This is a genomic window from Euzebyella marina, from assembly GCF_003687485.1.
Lineage (GTDB): Bacteria > Bacteroidota > Bacteroidia > Flavobacteriales > Flavobacteriaceae > Euzebyella > Euzebyella marina.
Genome location: NZ_CP032050.1, coordinates 397,425 through 414,010, shown reverse-complemented (window position 1 = coordinate 414,010; position 16,586 = coordinate 397,425). Strand labels below are relative to the sequence as shown.

Sequence of the window (16,586 nt, the reverse complement as noted above, 5' to 3'; positions counted from 1 at the left end):
AATCATGAATTTAATTCCCGTCTATTTAGAAACGTTCTAAATAGAATGATTGCCAGACAGTGTATTTACTACAAAAATATTGGTTTTCAGCGTATTTACCTTTCATTTTGACCAAAAAAACCCGAATCGACACTTATTGTACCTCTAGCGTTATTTTTATAGAAGATAGCCCCTTATTTTTGTTGCCGCTTTGTAAGCATTCATGAAAGATTACCATATTTCAAGACATAGTTCGTTTTACACCATAGGGCTGAGTTACCAGAAGGCAGATGCAGAGGTTCGGGGCAAATTCAGTTTAGACCCTAGTTCTATTGACCGCATTTTAATGCAGGCCAAGGCACAGGGTATCGATGGGCTATTGGTGACCTCTACTTGTAACCGCACCGAACTACACGGCTTTGCCCAACACCCTTTTCAGCTTATCAAATTGCTTTGTGACAACACCATGGGTTCTGTTGAAGAATTTCAAGATGTGGCCTATGTTTACAAAAACAACGAGGCAATTGGGCACCTTTTCAGGGTGGGTACCGGTCTGGATAGTCAGATATTGGGTGATTTTGAAATCATTAGCCAAATCAAGCAGAGCTTCGCCCGTTCGAAAAAGTTTGGTATTGCGAACCCTTTTATTGAGCGCTTGTGCAATTCGGTAATTCAGGCGAGCAAACGTATTAAGAACGAAACAGAGATTTCTTCAGGGGCTACCTCTGTAGCTTTTGCTTCGGTACGCTATATAATTGAAAATGTTCCTGAAGTATCGGAGAAGAACATTTTGCTTTTCGGTACAGGCAAAATTGGCCGAAATACTTGTGAAAACCTTATCAAGCACACCAAAAACAATCACATAACCCTTATCAATAGAACCAAAGATAAGGCTGAAAAAATAGCTGGAAAGTTCAATCTTCTGGTAAAAGATTACGGTGACCTGCAGACCGAAATTAGAAATACCGATGTATTGATAGTTGCTACCAGTGCTCAATCACCTACCATTTCAAAAGAACTGATCTACACCAAAAAACCATTGCTCATTCTTGACCTATCGATTCCAAAAAATGTGTCGGATAATGTTACGGATTTGGACAATGTCACCTTGGTTCATTTAGATCATCTTTCGCAGATTACCGATGATACGCTCGAACGCAGAAAGAAGTACATTCCGCATGCCGAGGAAATCATCGAAGAGGTAAAGCATGATTTCATTCAATGGTTAGAGACCCGCAAATTCGCACCGGTCATCAAAGCACTTAAAAAGAAGCTTAAGACCATGAAAGATGAAGAGATGGATTACCAATCAAAAAAGCTCAACGATTTCAATGAGCACCATGCCGATGTCATCTCTAACCGAATTATTCAAAAAATCACCAAGCAGTTCGCCAACCATCTAAAAGACGATGATGTCGATGCGGATATCAGTCTTGAACTTATTCAAAAAGTTTTTCAACTCGAAATAGAAACCCCATGAGCAAAGTCATCCGAATCGGTACCCGCGATAGCGAATTGGCGTTATGGCAGGCAAATACCGTAAAGGACAAGCTTGAGGCGCTGGGTCATGAAACAAGGTTAGTACCCGTAAAATCGACCGGCGACCTTGTACTTGACAAACCTCTCTACGAACTTGGCATTACCGGAATTTTCACCAAAACGTTAGACATTGCAATGCTCAATGGCGATATCGATATTGCGGTTCATAGCATGAAAGATGTTCCTACGGCGTTACCAAAGGGTATTGTTCAGGCGGCCGTTCTAGAAAGAGGCAACCACTACGATATTCTAGCCTATAAGAATAACGAAGAATTCTTGGCCGAGCGCGATGCCACAATAGCAACAGGCAGTTTACGTAGAAAAGCACAGTGGCTCAATCGTTACCCAACTCACACGGTAGTCGATTTGCGGGGCAATGTGAACAGCAGGCTTGAAAAACTCAAGACCAATGATTGGAACGGCGCCATATTTGCCGGTGCAGGTCTCCAAAGAATTGGGCTGAAGCCAGAAAACACCATCGGCTTGACATGGATGGTGCCCGCACCTGCCCAAGGTGCCATTGTAGTAGTGGCTATGGAAAACGACCCAGAAATTAGAGAAGCCTGTGCCGCTCTGAATCATGAACCTACTGCTCTATGCACCCAGCTTGAACGAGAATTTCTAAGAATTTTGGAAGGTGGATGTACGGCCCCTATCGGCGCACACGCATCAATAGACAAAAATGAGCAGGTAACGTTAAAAGGGGTATTGCTCTCTTATGACGGACAAAAAAAGCTGGAGGCAGACTTTTCAGCTCCGTTAGGAAAGCATCAAAATTTGGCAAAGGATTGTGCCAATAGCATTCTAGCCCGCGGCGGAAAGGTGCTAGTCAACCAATCAAGCGTAGGAGTCCTCAAGACACAGGTCTTTTCGACCAAAAATCTCTCACAAGACCAACAACAATTATTCAAGGAAGGTCTAACGGTCAAAAGTGAAGATTTTATCAAAATCAGCCCCAACCGTTTGCCAAAAACATTGCTCAATCAACCACATGAAAATGTAATCATTACGAGCAAAAATGCCGTAGAAACCTTATTTACCCAAAGTTCCGGCGAATTAAAATTTAAAAATATCTATTGTGTGGGCCGAAAGACCAAACGGCTCATCGAAAACCGTATAGGTCCTGTCAAGCATCAAGCCAAAAATGCCCAACAGTTGGCGGAATATTTGGTGGAGTATATGGAGGGTTTAGAAGTTACCTACTTCTGTAGCAACATTCGAATGGATGAATTACCGAAGATTTTGGGCAAAAACAATATAACGGTGAACGAGGTGGAAACCTACGCGACCAAATTATCTCCATCTGAAATTGGTGAAGAGGTAGAGGGCGTTATGTTCTTCAGCCCAAGTACGGTCGAAAGCTACATATTAAAGAACAGTTCAGATAAAATAGCTTATTGCATTGGGGAATCTACAGCGCAAGAAGCGAGAAAACATTTTAAGGAGGTGAAGGTAGCGAAGATACCGACGGCTGAAAGTGTAATTGAATTGGTGAATGGCGATTATTAGCCGAAAGTTAAAGTAACATTCGCGACTTTTGATATGGCGGCAATCAACAACAAATAACTTTCATCAAATAGTCATCAAATTCTAACTGATTACTAAGAACATTGAATTAAGAAAATGATAAAAAACGATTTATTCCTACGGGCCCTGAACGGAGAAACGGTCGAGAGACCACCGGTATGGATGATGAGGCAGGCCGGCAGGTATTTGCCCGAGTTCATGGAAATAAAGAAAAAATATGATTTTTTCACTCGTTGCCAAACTCCCGAACTAGCCTCTGAAATAACGGTACAGCCCATTCGTAGATACGGTATGGATGCGGCCATTCTATTTTCAGATATCTTGGTAATCCCTCAAGCCATGAATATCGAGGTACAGATGAAGACCAATTTTGGTCCCTACTTACCAAACCCGGTTCGCACCCCGAAAGATGTTGATGAAGTAATCGTTCCTGATGTAAACGATGCTTTGAATTATGTGATGCAAGCTATCAAGGCTACCAAAGAGAAACTAAACGATGAAATTCCGTTAATCGGTTTTGCCGGCTCACCTTGGACCATCCTTTGCTATTGTGTACAAGGCCAGGGCAGCAAAAGTTTTGACAAAGCGAAGGAATTCTGCTTTACCCAACCGCATGCTGCACATGCCATGCTTCAGAAAATTACCGACACTACTATAGCGTATCTGAAAGCAAAAGTGAAGGCTGGCGTAAATGCCGTACAGGTTTTTGATTCTTGGGGAGGAATGCTTTCTCCTGTCGACTATCAAGAGTTTTCCTGGCAATACATACAACAGATTATCGATGCCCTAAAAGAAGAGGCTCCCGTAATCGTTTTCGGAAAAGGTTGTTGGTTCGCTTTGGGAGAAATGGCAAAATCGGGTGCTTCTGCCCTTGGGGTCGACTGGACCTGTTCTGCCAAAAATGCACGTTACCTCAGTGGTGGCAACATCACTTTACAAGGCAATTTTGACCCAGCCAGATTGTTATCACCTCCCTCGGAAATCAAAAAAATGGTGACCCAGATGATCAACGAATTTGGTAAGAACAAATACATTGTTAATCTCGGTCACGGCATTTTACCGAACATACCATTGGACAATGCCAAGGCATTTATAGACGCCGTGAAAGAATACGGCCAATAAGCTAACTAGAGCTGTACATGAGCCTTTTAAAGGTAATTTCAGGAAGGTACTTAAGGTTTAAGCTAGGTCTGAGTCCGCAGCAAAACCTCTTTTATGGCTTTTTGAGTTATGTCGTCTTTGGCACGCTCTTCTTGTGCATACCTTGGCTTCAAAAAGTGCCCGTGTCATTTCTTGACAACTTGTTTGTTGCTACCTCTGCAGTTTCTACAACGGGTCTCGCAACGGTATCGGTCATCCATTCTTATAATTTTTTTGGCCAACTGGTCATTTTGGGCTTGATCCAACTTGGGGGCATAGGGTATCTTACCTTTACCACCTTTATGATTCTTTCCACCTCTAGAAAGATGACCCGATGGCATCAAAATATTCTTAAGACGGAATTTACACTTCCCAGAACTATCCAGATAAGTGATTTTCTTAAGTCGGTCATCTTTTTTACCTTGATAATGGAAGCTATCGGAACGGTTCTCTACTATATTTCTTTCAATCCCTTAGGCCTAGGTTTCTGGCAGACCTTCTGGAATGCACTTTTTCACAGTATAAGCGCTTTTTGCACCGCCGGTTTTAGTCTTTTTGAATCGGGTTTAACCACTTATACCGACCATTTACTGGTCAATAGCACCACTTCTTTCTTAGCGATTGCTGGTTCTTTAGGGTTTATCGTAGTTACCGATTTCGTGCTTTTTCTTAAGGAAAAAAACCATCAGCTCAGCTTTACGACCAAAATTATTCTCATGGGATCTTTGACCTTACTGACCATGGGCTTTCTCTTTTTCTACATCTACGAACCGACCATTAGTGAGTTGAATGGTAGCGAACGTATTTGGGCGGCATTCTTCCAAAGTATGTCTGCCATGACCACCGTGGGTTTCAACACGGTTGATTATGGGGCTTTTGTACTTCCCATGCTTTTAGTGACCATATTTCTGATGTACGTGGGTGCATCTCCTTCCGGTACGGCCGGAGGTATGAAAATAACCACCCTGACAGCAGTGATCGCCATTATGAAAAGTAGGCTTCGAAACCATACTAGAATTACGTTCTTCGGTAGGGCCATACCTTACGAACGATTGTACGTAGCCACCTCCTCTTTTATTTTTTACACTAGTATAATTGCTCTAGGAACCTTTGCACTCTCATTCATTGAAGATTTTAGATTTGAAGACTTGTTATTTGAAGTCGCCTCGGCCTTAGGAACCGTGGGGCTCAGCACAGGTATTACGGGTGATTTGGGCAGCTTAGGTAAGCTTATTATCATCGTTCTTATGTTTATCGGTCGGTTAGGGGTACTTACTTTTGGTCTTGCCCTTTGGGCAAAACAGCTGCAAACCGATGAAAAAAAGGCTTTAAGAGACGATATTGCCGTTTAATATGAACCACAAAAACCTTGGCTTTTTATTAGATCAACTCTCTGCCGATGATGCAGCGGCACTATCACGACTTATGGTGAAGAATAGTGAGAGGTTTGAAAGGTTTTTTCCAATGACATTGGCCCAAAACTTAACAGAAGAGGCTTCAAAAGCATTTATTTTGCTGAAAAACGTTGAATTCGACTATCAATCTGAATTCACTTTTGCCATCAGGGAGCAAGAGACTAAATCGGTAATTGGGCTGGTCATTCTGAAAAATATCGACAGAGACCTTTGGCAAGGTGAGCTCGCTTATTGTATTGATAGTGAATATGAAGGCAGGGGTTGGACGAGCCAAGCCATCAAGCAAACGGTAAACTTTGCTTTTACGAAGGTCGGACTCAAAACCTTGCAAATAATTGTTCATCATACGAATAAGGCCAGCATCGGGGTAGCCATGAATTGTGGTTTTAGTTACGTAAAGATTCTCAAAGAGGCTCATACTCCGCCAAATGAAAATGCATTGGATATGATGTTATTCGAACTCTACGCTAATCGATGATGAGGATTATTGAAAGATACGATAGGCAGTTTGAATATGCCGGTGTACTAATGGATGTAGTCATCGCCTATCAATTTTTCTCTATTTGGCATCACCCGACTATGGATGACCTTCCTCAGTTGGGCACCCTTTCTTTACTCATGATATTTGAGTTCATCATGGTACATTCAGGGGTCTTTATGGCCGTTATGCCCAAAAAAATATCTCTTTTTGTACTCATACCTTTCTATGGCGTCTTTGCTTGGGCTATGAATAATGCCCTAGACGACAATACGGTCATGTACATTTATCTCATGGTTGTTTTCAACCGAATGCGATTTGCCTTTTCAGATGTTTCTATAGAAATTAGAAACAGGGCTTTTTATAAGTCGGTGATGGCAGCTATGATGTACTTTTTTATGATTTTTATCTTTGTTTTCGGCGCTGATTATATTCCGAAGCTAGGCCTTACCGAAGAATTTATACGTTTAAGCGGCTATGGTAAAGATTTAAAGTATGAAGGCGCATTTGTCGACCTGCCCCACTCCGCTATGGCATTTGGCGTGTTCTACTATTGCGGTCTGGCCCTTATCGAGGCTTTACTTTTAAAGCGTACTTTTGCCCCTAAAACAAGCTCAAAGTCGATAACTTCATGAAAGAAACGTTTTTCAACTACATTCAAAATCTTCAAGATACCATTACCTCGAAATTAGAGGAGGTTGATGGCGTTGGCAAATTTCATGAAGATCAATGGATTCGAGAAGAAGGCGGCGGTGGTCGCACCAGGGTCATTGAAGATGGAGAGGTATTTGAAAAGGGCGGTGTCAACATTTCAAAAGTTCACGGCAAGCTACCTGATAGCATGCAAAAATATTTTGGGGTAAAAGATGCCGATTTCTTTGCCTGCGGATTGAGTTTGGTATTGCACCCCAAGAATCCCATGGTACCAACGGTTCACGCAAATTGGCGTTATTTTGAGATGTACGATCAAAATGGGGACATTGTAGATCAATGGTTCGGAGGCGGTCAAGATCTTACGCCCTATTATCTTTTTGAAGAGGATGCTCGGCATTTTCATGAAGTCTGCAAGCAGGTATGCGATGCGCATCAACCAGAATTCTATTCCACCTACAAGAAGAAATGTGACGAATATTTCTGGAATGCCCATAGAAACGAGGCCCGTGGGGTTGGCGGACTCTTTTTCGACTACTGTAAAGCACAGGAGGATTTTACTATGGAGGACTGGTACAACTTTGTTACCGGTGTAGGTAATAGCTTTTTAAACTCCTACATACCAATCGTTATAAAACGAAAAGATTTGCACTACACCAAAGAGCAGCGTGATTGGCAAGAAATACGTAGAGGACGCTATGTAGAATTCAATCTAGTACACGACAAGGGTACGCTTTTCGGCCTTAGAACCAATGGGAGAATAGAAAGCATTCTGATGAGTTTGCCACCTCATGTGCAGTGGAGGTATGACCATCACCCAACGAAGGACAGTGAAGAAGAAAAGTTGTTGCAAGTTCTCCAAAACCCTCAAGAGTGGGCATAAAGTGCAAATATGTCTTTTGCCTACTTGCTGTGGCATACATATTTTCATGTAAAAAGAAGACGGCCAAAAGTGATATTGAAATTGTGTTTACCCAAGACACACTACAAATCCCTTATACGTATTGGTGGGATGAAGCCGGACCCTTTATTGGTTATTGCGGCGAACCCTACAGCTTGGTCTTTACCGGGGTTCTTACACATCTCGAAGCTGCAGATGAAAAGGCAGGTCCGCTTTATACCTCTCAAAAAGGAGTCATTCAACTTGAAAAGGTACTTTACATAAATGACGAAATTGAAGGTAAGTATGCATCCCAGCGCTATGTAACTATGGACAGTTTTCATCAACTAGACCTGAAAGTTAGTGATAAGGTTCTCGTTTTTTGCTATGACTATGAAAACAAAGTCACCATACCAGGGGACAAATCGATTATTAAGATAGGAGATTATGACCATCCTTTGGTCGAGTCGACAAAAGAGTACATAGATTCAGGACAGAATGTACTTGAAATCAAAAAAGATTCGGCACTTTGGGCAGCATATGGTTATTGCGACTCCTTTAAAAGAATACTTAGGTGCAAAGAAGACTCTCCATAGGTTTATTGCTTCACTTTTAGCCCTTAAAACTTTGATATTACCGACAGTCAGGGTAATTTTCGAATCCTAAAAATAGCTTTTTTAAAATACCAATATATGTACCCACTTCGAAGAAATCGCAGATTAAGAGTATCGGAAAGCATGCGTCATTTAGTGCGCGAAACCGTTTTGTCTCCCAATGACTTTTTGGTGCCCCTTTTTGTGGTTGAAGGTAAAAACATAAAGGAAGAAATAGCTTCGATGCCCGATTATTATCGTTTGAGCTTAGATAACTTGGCAATAGAAGTGAAGGAATTATGGGGAATGGGGTTAAAGTCCGTTTTACTTTTCGTAAAAGTGGCCGATGATTTAAAAGATAATAAAGGAACAGAAGCCTTGAATCCCAACGGGCTTATGCAAAGAGCCATTAAAACCGTAAAAGATGTATGCCCTGAAATGTTGGTAATGACCGATGTAGCTTTAGACCCCTTTTCATCTTTCGGACATGATGGAATTATTGAAAACGGCAGAGTTTTGAATGACAAAACTTCTGAGGTTTTAGCTGAAATGAGCGTCTCCCACGCCGAAGCCGGTGCCGATGTGGTGGCCCCGAGCGATATGATGGATGGTCGTATTTTGACTATTCGAGAGGCTCTTGAAGACGAGGGCTTTTATAATACGGCCATTATGAGTTACAGCGCTAAATATGCAAGTGCCTTTTACGGTCCTTTTAGGGATGCGCTTGACTCGGCTCCCGTTGATATTCAAGATATTCCGAAGGATAAAAAGACTTATCAAATGGATTATGCCAATCGGTACGAAGCCATTAAGGAAACCGAAATGGATATTGATGAGGGGGCAGATATTGTTATGGTCAAACCAGGGCTTTGTTATCTAGATATCGTAAGGGAAATTCGAAACGACGTTGATGTTCCTGTAGCTGTTTACCAAGTTTCTGGTGAGTACGCCATGCTAAAGGCCGCTGCAGAAAAAGGGTGGCTAGACCATGATGCCGTTATGTTAGAACAACTCTATGCCATCAAAAGAGCCGGTGCCAATATTATCGCCTCGTATTTTGCCAAAGATGCGGTGAAACTGCTAAGCTAAACCTTTATACCAACCCAACCATCCACCAATGAAAAAAAATATACTACTCGGAATAATACTTGTGTTCTATAGCGTTACTGGTCTTTCCCAGAATAGTGACGTATTAAGTTATGGCACTCCTGAAGAAGTGGGGCTCGATTCTGAACTGATTCACCAACGGGTGGATTCTATTATCACAAACGGAATCGAACAAGAGGCTTTTCCTGGGGCACAGGTGTTAGTCGCCAAAAACGGTAAAATCATTTTTCACGAAGCATATGGTTACCATACTTACAACAAAAACCAGCCCGTCAAAACCAATGATATTTATGACCTAGCTTCGGTTACCAAGATTACGGCGGCATTACCGGCCGTCATGAAATTGGTAGATGAAGGAAAATTAGAACTTGACAAGCCCTTTAGTGATTATTGGACCCGTTGGAAAAAAGAGGACAACAAGAAAGACATAACCCTAAGAGAAATTTTATCACATCAAGCGGGTCTAGTACCCTATATCATTTTCTTGAACGAAGTGATAGATGACAAGGGCGGTATCAAGTCTAAATACATCCACCAGAACTCCAACAAAAGATTCTCCAATCAAGTTTATGATGACATTTTCATCAAAAACAACTTCAATAAAAAGATGTATCGTCTAATAGACAAATCTGAGGTGTCCACCGATAAAAAATATGTCTATTCCGGGTTGACCTTTCTCATTTTCCCAGAACTTATACAGCAAATCACCGACAGCTCATATGATTATTATCTAGAGAAAAACTTCTATTTACCACTAAATACCCCTACAATGGGCTTTACACCCAAAAAGAAAGGTTTCTCAAATGCCATTGTGCCCACGGAAGTTGACACCCTGTTTCGCCACACCCTCACCCAAGGTTGGGTACATGACGAAAATGCCTCACTCTTGGGCGGTGTATCGGGTAATGCCGGCCTTTTTGCCAAGGCTACCGATTTGGCCAAACTCATGCAGATGTACATGCAATACGGTGTTTATGATGGAAAAAGGTACTTTTCGGAAGCAACCGTGAAGGAATTCATCAAAGTGCAATATCCTGAAAATGATAACCGAAGAGGACTTGGTTTTGACAAGCCTCTGCTCAATAACTCCGAATTAAGTCTAGATGATGCTTATCCGGCCCCTGAAGTAGACAAAAGCAGTTTTGGTCACTCGGGCTTCACCGGAACGTTCGTTTGGGCCGACCCAGAAAACCAATTGGTATATATTTTTCTAAGCAATCGAGTAAATCCTTCAAGAGACCATCGAAACCTGTACAGTTTAAACATTCGCTCGGCGGTTCAACAAGTATTCTATCAAGCCACTCTATCAACCGATTAAGAGCATAAGGTTACATAAATATTGGTATCTTCGTCGGCAAACAATCTAACTATGGGTCTGCTGATATTCTACGCGCTAATATCCATTTTTTTCTCGTTTCTCTGCTCGGTACTCGAAGCGGTTCTATTAAGTATAACCCCTACGTTCATCAACGTTAAAAAGAAAGAGGGCAAGGCTTATGCATTAGAGCTTGAGCAGTTAAAGCAAGATGTTGATAAGCCTCTAATTGCCATTCTTACACTCAACACCGTGGCCCATACCGTGGGTGCGATCTTGGTAGGTGTTCAGGCGAAAGCAGCCTATGCCCAAATGTATGGCAGCGCCCAAAGAACTGTTTTTGGTGTACCATTTACCGAAGATTTAATGGTAGGGGTGGTTTCTACCCTCATGACTATTTTGATTTTGGTGGCTTCTGAGATTATTCCGAAAACTATCGGCGCTACCTACTGGAAGTCGCTCGCCAATTTTACCTCAAAGACCTTGAGAATAATGGTTCTGGCTCTAAAATACACTGGGTTGTTATGGTTATTACAGCTTTTCACCCGATTGGTGGGCGGTAAAGGGCACGAAGGCAGCGTATTGAGTCGAGAAGATTTTACGGCCATGACCGACATTGCGCAAGAAGAGGGCGTATTTGAGAAATCTGAATCGACTATCATAAAGAACTTACTTCGCTTTGATGAAGTCTTTGTCAAAGATATTATGACACCACGGGCCGTTATGAAAATTGCTTCCGAAAAGAAAACGATTCGAGAGTTTTTTGAGGATAACCCGAAAATGAGGTTTTCGAGAATACCCGTTTACGGGGAAAAAATGGACCATATTGATGGTTTTGTTCTTAAGGACAATATTCTGGAAGAAATGGTCAACGAAAATGGCGACATTCCTCTTTCGGAAATAAAAAGGGAAATACTTGTTACCGAGAGAAGAACGCCTATACCCAAACTATTCGAGACCTTGATTGCCAAAAGAGAACACATTGCACTCGTAGTCGATGAATATGGTTCGGTAAGCGGTCTGGTCACTATGGAAGATGTTATAGAGACTCTTTTAGGTCTTGAAATTATGGACGAAAGTGATAACGTGGCCGATTTGCAAGATTTGGCGCGAAAAAACTGGGAAAACAGGGCACAGCGTGCCGGAATTCTAGAGAGTAAGCTCAATAAAAAATAACGTGGATACGGCCTACATAGCAACTCCTTTAGGGCCTGCGAAACTAGAAGGTGACGGAAACGGAATTTCTTCAATAACGGTGCTTGATGAAGAGGTTTCTCCTACAGGTATCTTGCCCGACTCTTTGAAGGAGGCCGCCAATCAGCTAAATGAATATTTTAATGGTGACCGCTATCAATTCAGCCTACTTTTGAACCCCAAAGGAACAGATTTTCAAAAGAAAGTGTGGAATGCATTGGTCGAAATCCCTTTTGGAAAAACGGTATCCTATCTCGATCTTTCAAAAGAACTTGGTGATGTAAAAGCGATTAGGGCCGTTGCCTCCGCCAACGGAAAAAACCCATTGTGGATTGTCGTTCCTTGCCACCGGGTTATTGGCAGCGATGGTTCATTGACCGGTTACGCCGGGGGTCTACATCGAAAAAAGTGGCTTTTAGAGCATGAGAGCCCGGTTAAACAACAAAGTCTGTTTTAAAATTTACAGACTGTACGGTCTTTTTCTTGAATAATCCTTCCCCCAGAATGACAATAATGCCTATTCGCAGATAGAAACTATCCGTTCATAGAGGTTATAAAAAATCTATTTTGCTTGATACCAACCGATGAGTCGGTTTTCACCTATATCATAGTGTTTATCGACACTTGACAGAAATCACTATTTTCAGGGATTAAAATAGCTCCGTTTAAGTATACATTTGTTTGAATGTTAATACCACTTTCATGCAACTACCATCCATCAAAGAGATAACCGACAAGGCCCAGAATGCTTTTAAGCGATTTCCGGTTACGCTTACTTGGGCCATTATTGGCAGCTTTTACATCATGTATCTTATAGATTTCGATAGTGGTAATAAACTAGAGGAAAAACTCGATATCATATTGACCCTAATTTTAGGTATATGCTGGCATATCGGAAGCCAATTTTTTATAGAACAGCAAAGGCAACCTAATAAATGGCTTTGGCTTAAGGGGCTAATCATTGTGCTGCTCTTTTTGTTCTACTGGCATTTGCCCGGTACCAAAGACCTAGACAACAACCCTGTATATTCCATCCGCTTTTTTTTATACTTCATTGGCGGTCATCTTTTTGTGCTGTTTGCCCCCTTCATAAAATTCTGGAACAAAACCGCTTTTTGGAACTACCTCAAATCAGTTGGGCTGGCAATTGTACGCAGCGCTCTTTTCTCTGGAGTGCTCTACCTAGGCCTTGTACTTGCCTTATTGGCAATAGATGCGCTTTTCGAGGCCAATATTAAAGGTGAGAGGTACGGTCAACTGTTCGTTTTCTGTTTGGGCGTTGTGAACACATGGATCTATTTATCAGATTTCCCTAAACAGGTACGCCATCAAAGAGAAATATACTTTGAGAGAGCGTTAGAGGTTTTTGTCAAATTCATATTAATACCATTGGTCATTTTGTATGTGGTTATTCTGTACGCATACGGCGGCAAAATATTATTACAATGGCAGTTACCAAAAGGGTGGGTTTCCTACTTGGTTACGGCTTTGGCACTATTGGGCTTTTTAGTACAAGTGATTATCAACCCCATTCAGAAAAATGCAAAGGCATGGACCATTCGAAACTTTTACCCTTGGTTTTATTACGCCCTTCTGCCATTGATTGTATTACTTTTTGTAGCCATTTTTAGAAGAGTGGCGGACTATGGAATTACCGAAAACCGGTATTTCGTTCTCGTCATTGCTTTTTGGATTTTGGGCATGGCGCTTTACCTACTCATCAGCAGAAACAACAAATTAATCGTACTACCGCTGTCTTTATTCGGGTTGGCCATACTATCATCTTTCGGCCCTTGGAGTGCCTTCTACGTTTCGAAAACGAGCCAAACCAACCAATTCAAAAAAGTTTATGACCAAGTCAGTTTAAACGGAAAAATGGCGACGGCCGATGAATTTGATCAGTTGACCTCTATCATCGACTATCTCGAAAAACGAAATGCCATTTCTGAATTGGATGAAATTACAGGAATCGCAATGAAAGAAGCGATGCAAGACACCGTTCACAGCAGATGGAAAAAATATACCTATGTAGACACCCGCGCCGTTATGGACTCCCTAGACATTACGGTGGACCCTGATTCAAATAAAAGTCCGTCGAGCTATGGTGTCCATTATTCTTTGTACCAGAACCAAGAGCAACTTCAACTGCATGATATTTCAGAATTTTCTTATTTTTCAGAGATTCATTTTGGCGATTACCTCCATAAACAGCTTTTGACGGAAAGGTTTGAGCTAGATTATCAAACCGAAGACCATTCTTTAAAACTTCTGAACAAGAAGAACGACAGTAGTATGGTAGAGTTTAAGCTAAGTGATTTTCTAAAGGATATAGGCAAAAACGGTACAGATTTAAGCGGTATGCCCATTGAAAAAAGGAGCTTATTTTTAGAAAACGAAGAATTAAAAGCAAAAGTGATTTTTACCAATTTATCCTATACTGTTTTTCCAAAAGACTCATTAAATATTCATAATGCTTCTGCTTATCTGCTCATAAAAACGAACGAAAATGCTCAACAAGATTAGTTTAGAACATATTCTCTTTTTAGATATTGAAACCGTTCCGGAATATGAAGACTATTCATCTATAACCGATGATAAGAAAGAGCTATGGGAACAAAAATCTCAATACCAACGAAAAGAGGATTTTACGGCTGAAGAATTCTACGAGCGTGCGGGTATATGGGCAGAGTTCGGAAAAATCATTTGTATCTCGGTAGGATATTTTCATCTTAAGGGCGAAAACCGAACCTTTCGCACTACTACATTTCACGGTGAGGAAGCAGCGCTTCTAAAAGAATTCAAGAATTTATTGAATGGCCATTTTAGCGCCTCGAAATACCTTTTGTGTGGCCACAATGCCAAGGAGTTTGATTTTCCTTACATCGCCCGTAGAATGATTATTCATCGAATTGAACTTCCGTATAAGCTGAATCTTTTTGGCAAAAAACCATGGGAGGTTCCGCACCTCGACACTATGGAGTTATGGAAATTTGGAGACTACAAACATTTTACATCCTTAAAACTACTAGCCCATATACTAGGTATTCCCTCACCAAAACAAGATATCGACGGTAGTATGGTTCGACAGGTGTATTACGAAGAAAAAGATATCGACCGAATTATTAATTACTGTGAATTGGATGTAGTGACCACTGCACAGGTGTTCTTACGGCTTAGGGGCGATGATTTATTAGAGGAAAGTGAAATCAAAAAAGTATAGCCGATTTAGCTTCTTTTCTATATTTTTACGGCCAAACAGAATCATGAAATACCTACTACTCCCCCTTTTGTTCTTAAGTCTAGCCTCGTGTTTAGATGACAACTCTTCAAACCCTGCACCCGAACCTATTGATTACAGGGCTCAAAACGAAGAAGATATCAAACTTTATATTGAAGAAAACGAGTTGACCGCGCAAAGAAGTGAAACCGGCCTTTATTATATCATTGAAGAACCGGGTGATGGCAACCAGCCTACCGCAACGTCAGATGTTACGGTAGCTTACAAGGGTTATTTTTTGAATGGTTCGGTATTTGACGAAAGTGGCGAAGAAGGGGCAACCTTTAACCTACAGCAAGTGATCCCGGGTTGGACGGAAGGTATTGCCTATTTCAAAGAAGGTGGTAGCGGCATGTTATTGGTACCCTCGCATCTCGCTTATGGCAGCTACGATTATTTGGGAATTCCAGGAGGCTCGGTATTGATTTTTGATGTGAATTTGATCAGTACCAATTAAGGCCTAAACTAAGAATTGTACTTCAACTGAATGTACACCGGAAAATGGTCGCTATACCCACCTAAATACTTGCGCCCAACATAGGTTCGAAAAGGTGAACCCTTGTATTTTCCCTTAAACTCTTTCAAGAAATGCTTGTCGAATATATTGGCATGCGCAAAACTATGGGTGCCCTTTTCATAATTTAAAAAAGTATGGGATACGATTATTTGATCAAAAAGCATCCATGAAAGTCGGTAGCTCGCACTGCCTCGGGTCGGGGTAATCAATTTTTCCATCGGATTATAGAGACCCTTGGTCTCCGTCAAAAACTTCACACTTTCTGACTGCGGGTCATCGTTAAAATCACCCATAACTATATAATTAGGGTTCGCTTCAGAAGTTTCGATACCCATCATAAAGTCATTGATGGTTTTGGCAGCCGTTATCCTTTTATGGGCGGTTTTTGAATCTCCATCCCTTCGGGAAGGCCAATGGTTGACAAAAATGTGAACGGTTTCATTTTTCAACTTTCCCTTTACATAAAGAATATCACGGGTTGTGTCCCTAATGCCGTTCTCTTCAAAGACCAGTACCTGAATAGGTTCTGAAAATTCAACTTCAAAGTGCTTCCGATCATATATAAGCGCACAATCTATACCTCTTTCATCTGGCGAATTAAAATGTACATAGCTATAATCAAAATTCCTTAGCGGCCCGCTGGCCAACAAATCCTTTACAACATGATGGTTTTCGACCTCCGAAACACCTACTAGGGTCGGGGGTAAATCAGTTTCGTAATGCCCCAGTTTGGCAATGGTCTTAGATAATTTGTTCAGTTTCTTTTTATATCGTTTATGAGTCCACTTTTTAAAACCTTTCGGTGTGAAGTCATCATCTAAGGTTCGAATATCATCAGCGGTATCGAACAAATTCTCCAGATTATAGAAGGCAATGGTGTATAAGTGTTTGTTTTTCGGTCTTTTCGTCAATGAAAAATTCATAGTACTACCTTATTGGTCTATTAAAATAACGAAAATAGGTCGGCAAGTATT

General features: G+C 41.3%; 16 protein-coding genes. 15 read left to right on the top strand and 1 reads right to left on the bottom strand.

The features are described from left to right. The first annotated feature begins 202 nt into the window (after positions 1-202). The 15 genes from hemA to D1013_RS01670 all read left to right on the top strand — a co-directional run bounded on the left by hemA (position 203) and on the right by D1013_RS01670 (position 15,552). Complete coding sequence (gene hemA, locus D1013_RS01740; protein WP_121847243.1) at positions 203-1,459, top strand: glutamyl-tRNA reductase; 1,257 nt, start codon at positions 203-205, stop codon at positions 1,457-1,459. Continuing rightward, positions 1,456-3,027, top strand: a complete 1,572-nt coding sequence (gene hemC / locus D1013_RS01735) for a hydroxymethylbilane synthase (protein WP_121847242.1) — start codon at positions 1,456-1,458, stop codon at positions 3,025-3,027. Before hemA ends, hemC begins: the two co-directional genes overlap by 4 nt. A gap of 114 nt (positions 3,028-3,141) precedes the next feature. Continuing rightward, positions 3,142-4,167, top strand: a complete 1,026-nt coding sequence (gene hemE, locus D1013_RS01730) for a uroporphyrinogen decarboxylase (RefSeq protein WP_121847241.1) — start codon at positions 3,142-3,144, stop codon at positions 4,165-4,167. 17 nt (positions 4,168-4,184) lie between these two features. Further along, positions 4,185-5,537 (top strand): TrkH family potassium uptake protein, encoded by a 1,353-nt coding sequence (locus tag D1013_RS01725; protein ID WP_121847240.1) that lies wholly within the window; start codon positions 4,185-4,187, stop codon positions 5,535-5,537. 1 nt (position 5,538) lies between these two features. Continuing rightward, positions 5,539-6,078 (top strand): GNAT family N-acetyltransferase, encoded by a 540-nt coding sequence (locus D1013_RS01720; protein WP_121847239.1) that lies wholly within the window; start codon positions 5,539-5,541, stop codon positions 6,076-6,078. Then, complete coding sequence (locus D1013_RS01715; protein ID WP_121847238.1) at positions 6,075-6,713, top strand: hypothetical protein; 639 nt, start codon at positions 6,075-6,077, stop codon at positions 6,711-6,713. Before D1013_RS01720 ends, D1013_RS01715 begins: the two co-directional genes overlap by 4 nt. Then, positions 6,710-7,612, top strand: coding sequence for an oxygen-dependent coproporphyrinogen oxidase (hemF, locus tag D1013_RS01710; protein ID WP_121847237.1), 903 nt, complete (start codon positions 6,710-6,712; stop codon positions 7,610-7,612). Before D1013_RS01715 ends, hemF begins: the two co-directional genes overlap by 4 nt. After that, positions 7,603-8,205 carry a hypothetical protein gene (locus D1013_RS01705; protein WP_162987776.1) on the top strand — a complete coding sequence of 201 codons (603 nt, stop codon included), beginning with the start codon at positions 7,603-7,605 and terminating at the stop codon, positions 8,203-8,205. The genes hemF and D1013_RS01705 overlap by 10 nt, the downstream gene beginning before the upstream one ends. A gap of 96 nt (positions 8,206-8,301) precedes the next feature. After that, on the top strand, positions 8,302-9,291 hold the full coding sequence (gene hemB, locus D1013_RS01700; RefSeq protein ID WP_121847235.1) for a porphobilinogen synthase: 990 nt from the start codon (positions 8,302-8,304) through the stop codon (positions 9,289-9,291). A gap of 28 nt (positions 9,292-9,319) precedes the next feature. After that, positions 9,320-10,627: a serine hydrolase domain-containing protein gene (locus tag D1013_RS01695; protein WP_121847234.1), complete on the top strand. Its 1,308-nt coding sequence runs from the start codon at positions 9,320-9,322 to the stop codon at positions 10,625-10,627. 51 nt (positions 10,628-10,678) lie between these two features. After that, a complete protein-coding gene (locus D1013_RS01690) occupies positions 10,679-11,800 on the top strand; it encodes a CNNM domain-containing protein (protein WP_121847233.1) in 1,122 nt (373 codons plus the stop codon). Position 11,801: 1 nt separating this feature from the next. Further along, the gene (locus D1013_RS01685) at positions 11,802-12,275 is read left to right on the top strand and encodes a methylated-DNA--[protein]-cysteine S-methyltransferase (RefSeq protein ID WP_121847232.1); all 474 of its coding nucleotides are present in this window, start codon (positions 11,802-11,804) and stop codon (positions 12,273-12,275) included. A 245-nt stretch (positions 12,276-12,520) separates the two neighbouring features. Next, positions 12,521-14,341, top strand: a complete 1,821-nt coding sequence (locus tag D1013_RS01680) for a DUF4153 domain-containing protein (RefSeq protein ID WP_121847231.1) — start codon at positions 12,521-12,523, stop codon at positions 14,339-14,341. After that, on the top strand, positions 14,325-15,038 hold the full coding sequence (locus D1013_RS01675; protein ID WP_121847230.1) for a 3'-5' exonuclease: 714 nt from the start codon (positions 14,325-14,327) through the stop codon (positions 15,036-15,038). The genes D1013_RS01680 and D1013_RS01675 overlap by 17 nt, the downstream gene beginning before the upstream one ends. A gap of 43 nt (positions 15,039-15,081) precedes the next feature. Continuing rightward, entirely contained in the window at positions 15,082-15,552 is a 471-nt protein-coding gene (locus D1013_RS01670) for an FKBP-type peptidyl-prolyl cis-trans isomerase (RefSeq protein WP_121847229.1), read from the top strand. An 8-nt stretch (positions 15,553-15,560) separates the two neighbouring features. Here D1013_RS01670 and D1013_RS01665 read toward each other — a convergent pair whose 3' ends face one another. Continuing rightward, the gene (locus tag D1013_RS01665) at positions 15,561-16,535 is read right to left on the bottom strand and encodes an endonuclease/exonuclease/phosphatase family protein (RefSeq protein WP_121847228.1); all 975 of its coding nucleotides are present in this window, start codon (positions 16,533-16,535) and stop codon (positions 15,561-15,563) included. Positions 16,536-16,586 lie beyond the last annotated feature (51 nt).

Bases quoted from the DNA above. Each gene is read 5' to 3' on its own strand.
- D1013_RS01695 (WP_121847234.1), top strand. From the start codon at position 9,320: ATGAAAAAAAATATACTACTCGGAATAATACTTGTGTTCTATAGCGTT.
- D1013_RS01670 (WP_121847229.1), top strand. From the start codon at position 15,082: ATGAAATACCTACTACTCCCCCTTTTGTTCTTAAGTCTAGCCTCGTGT.
- D1013_RS01715 (WP_121847238.1), top strand. From the start codon at position 6,075: ATGATGAGGATTATTGAAAGATACGATAGGCAGTTTGAATATGCCGGT.
- hemA (WP_121847243.1), top strand. From the start codon at position 203: ATGAAAGATTACCATATTTCAAGACATAGTTCGTTTTACACCATAGGG.
- hemC (WP_121847242.1), top strand. From the start codon at position 1,456: ATGAGCAAAGTCATCCGAATCGGTACCCGCGATAGCGAATTGGCGTTA.
- D1013_RS01675 (WP_121847230.1), top strand. From the start codon at position 14,325: ATGCTCAACAAGATTAGTTTAGAACATATTCTCTTTTTAGATATTGAA.
- hemE (WP_121847241.1), top strand. From the start codon at position 3,142: ATGATAAAAAACGATTTATTCCTACGGGCCCTGAACGGAGAAACGGTC.
- D1013_RS01665 (WP_121847228.1), bottom strand. From the start codon at position 16,535: ATGAATTTTTCATTGACGAAAAGACCGAAAAACAAACACTTATACACC.
- D1013_RS01680 (WP_121847231.1), top strand. From the start codon at position 12,521: ATGCAACTACCATCCATCAAAGAGATAACCGACAAGGCCCAGAATGCT.
- D1013_RS01725 (WP_121847240.1), top strand. From the start codon at position 4,185: ATGAGCCTTTTAAAGGTAATTTCAGGAAGGTACTTAAGGTTTAAGCTA.
- D1013_RS01690 (WP_121847233.1), top strand. From the start codon at position 10,679: ATGGGTCTGCTGATATTCTACGCGCTAATATCCATTTTTTTCTCGTTT.
- hemB (WP_121847235.1), top strand. From the start codon at position 8,302: ATGTACCCACTTCGAAGAAATCGCAGATTAAGAGTATCGGAAAGCATG.
- hemF (WP_121847237.1), top strand. From the start codon at position 6,710: ATGAAAGAAACGTTTTTCAACTACATTCAAAATCTTCAAGATACCATT.
- D1013_RS01720 (WP_121847239.1), top strand. From the start codon at position 5,539: ATGAACCACAAAAACCTTGGCTTTTTATTAGATCAACTCTCTGCCGAT.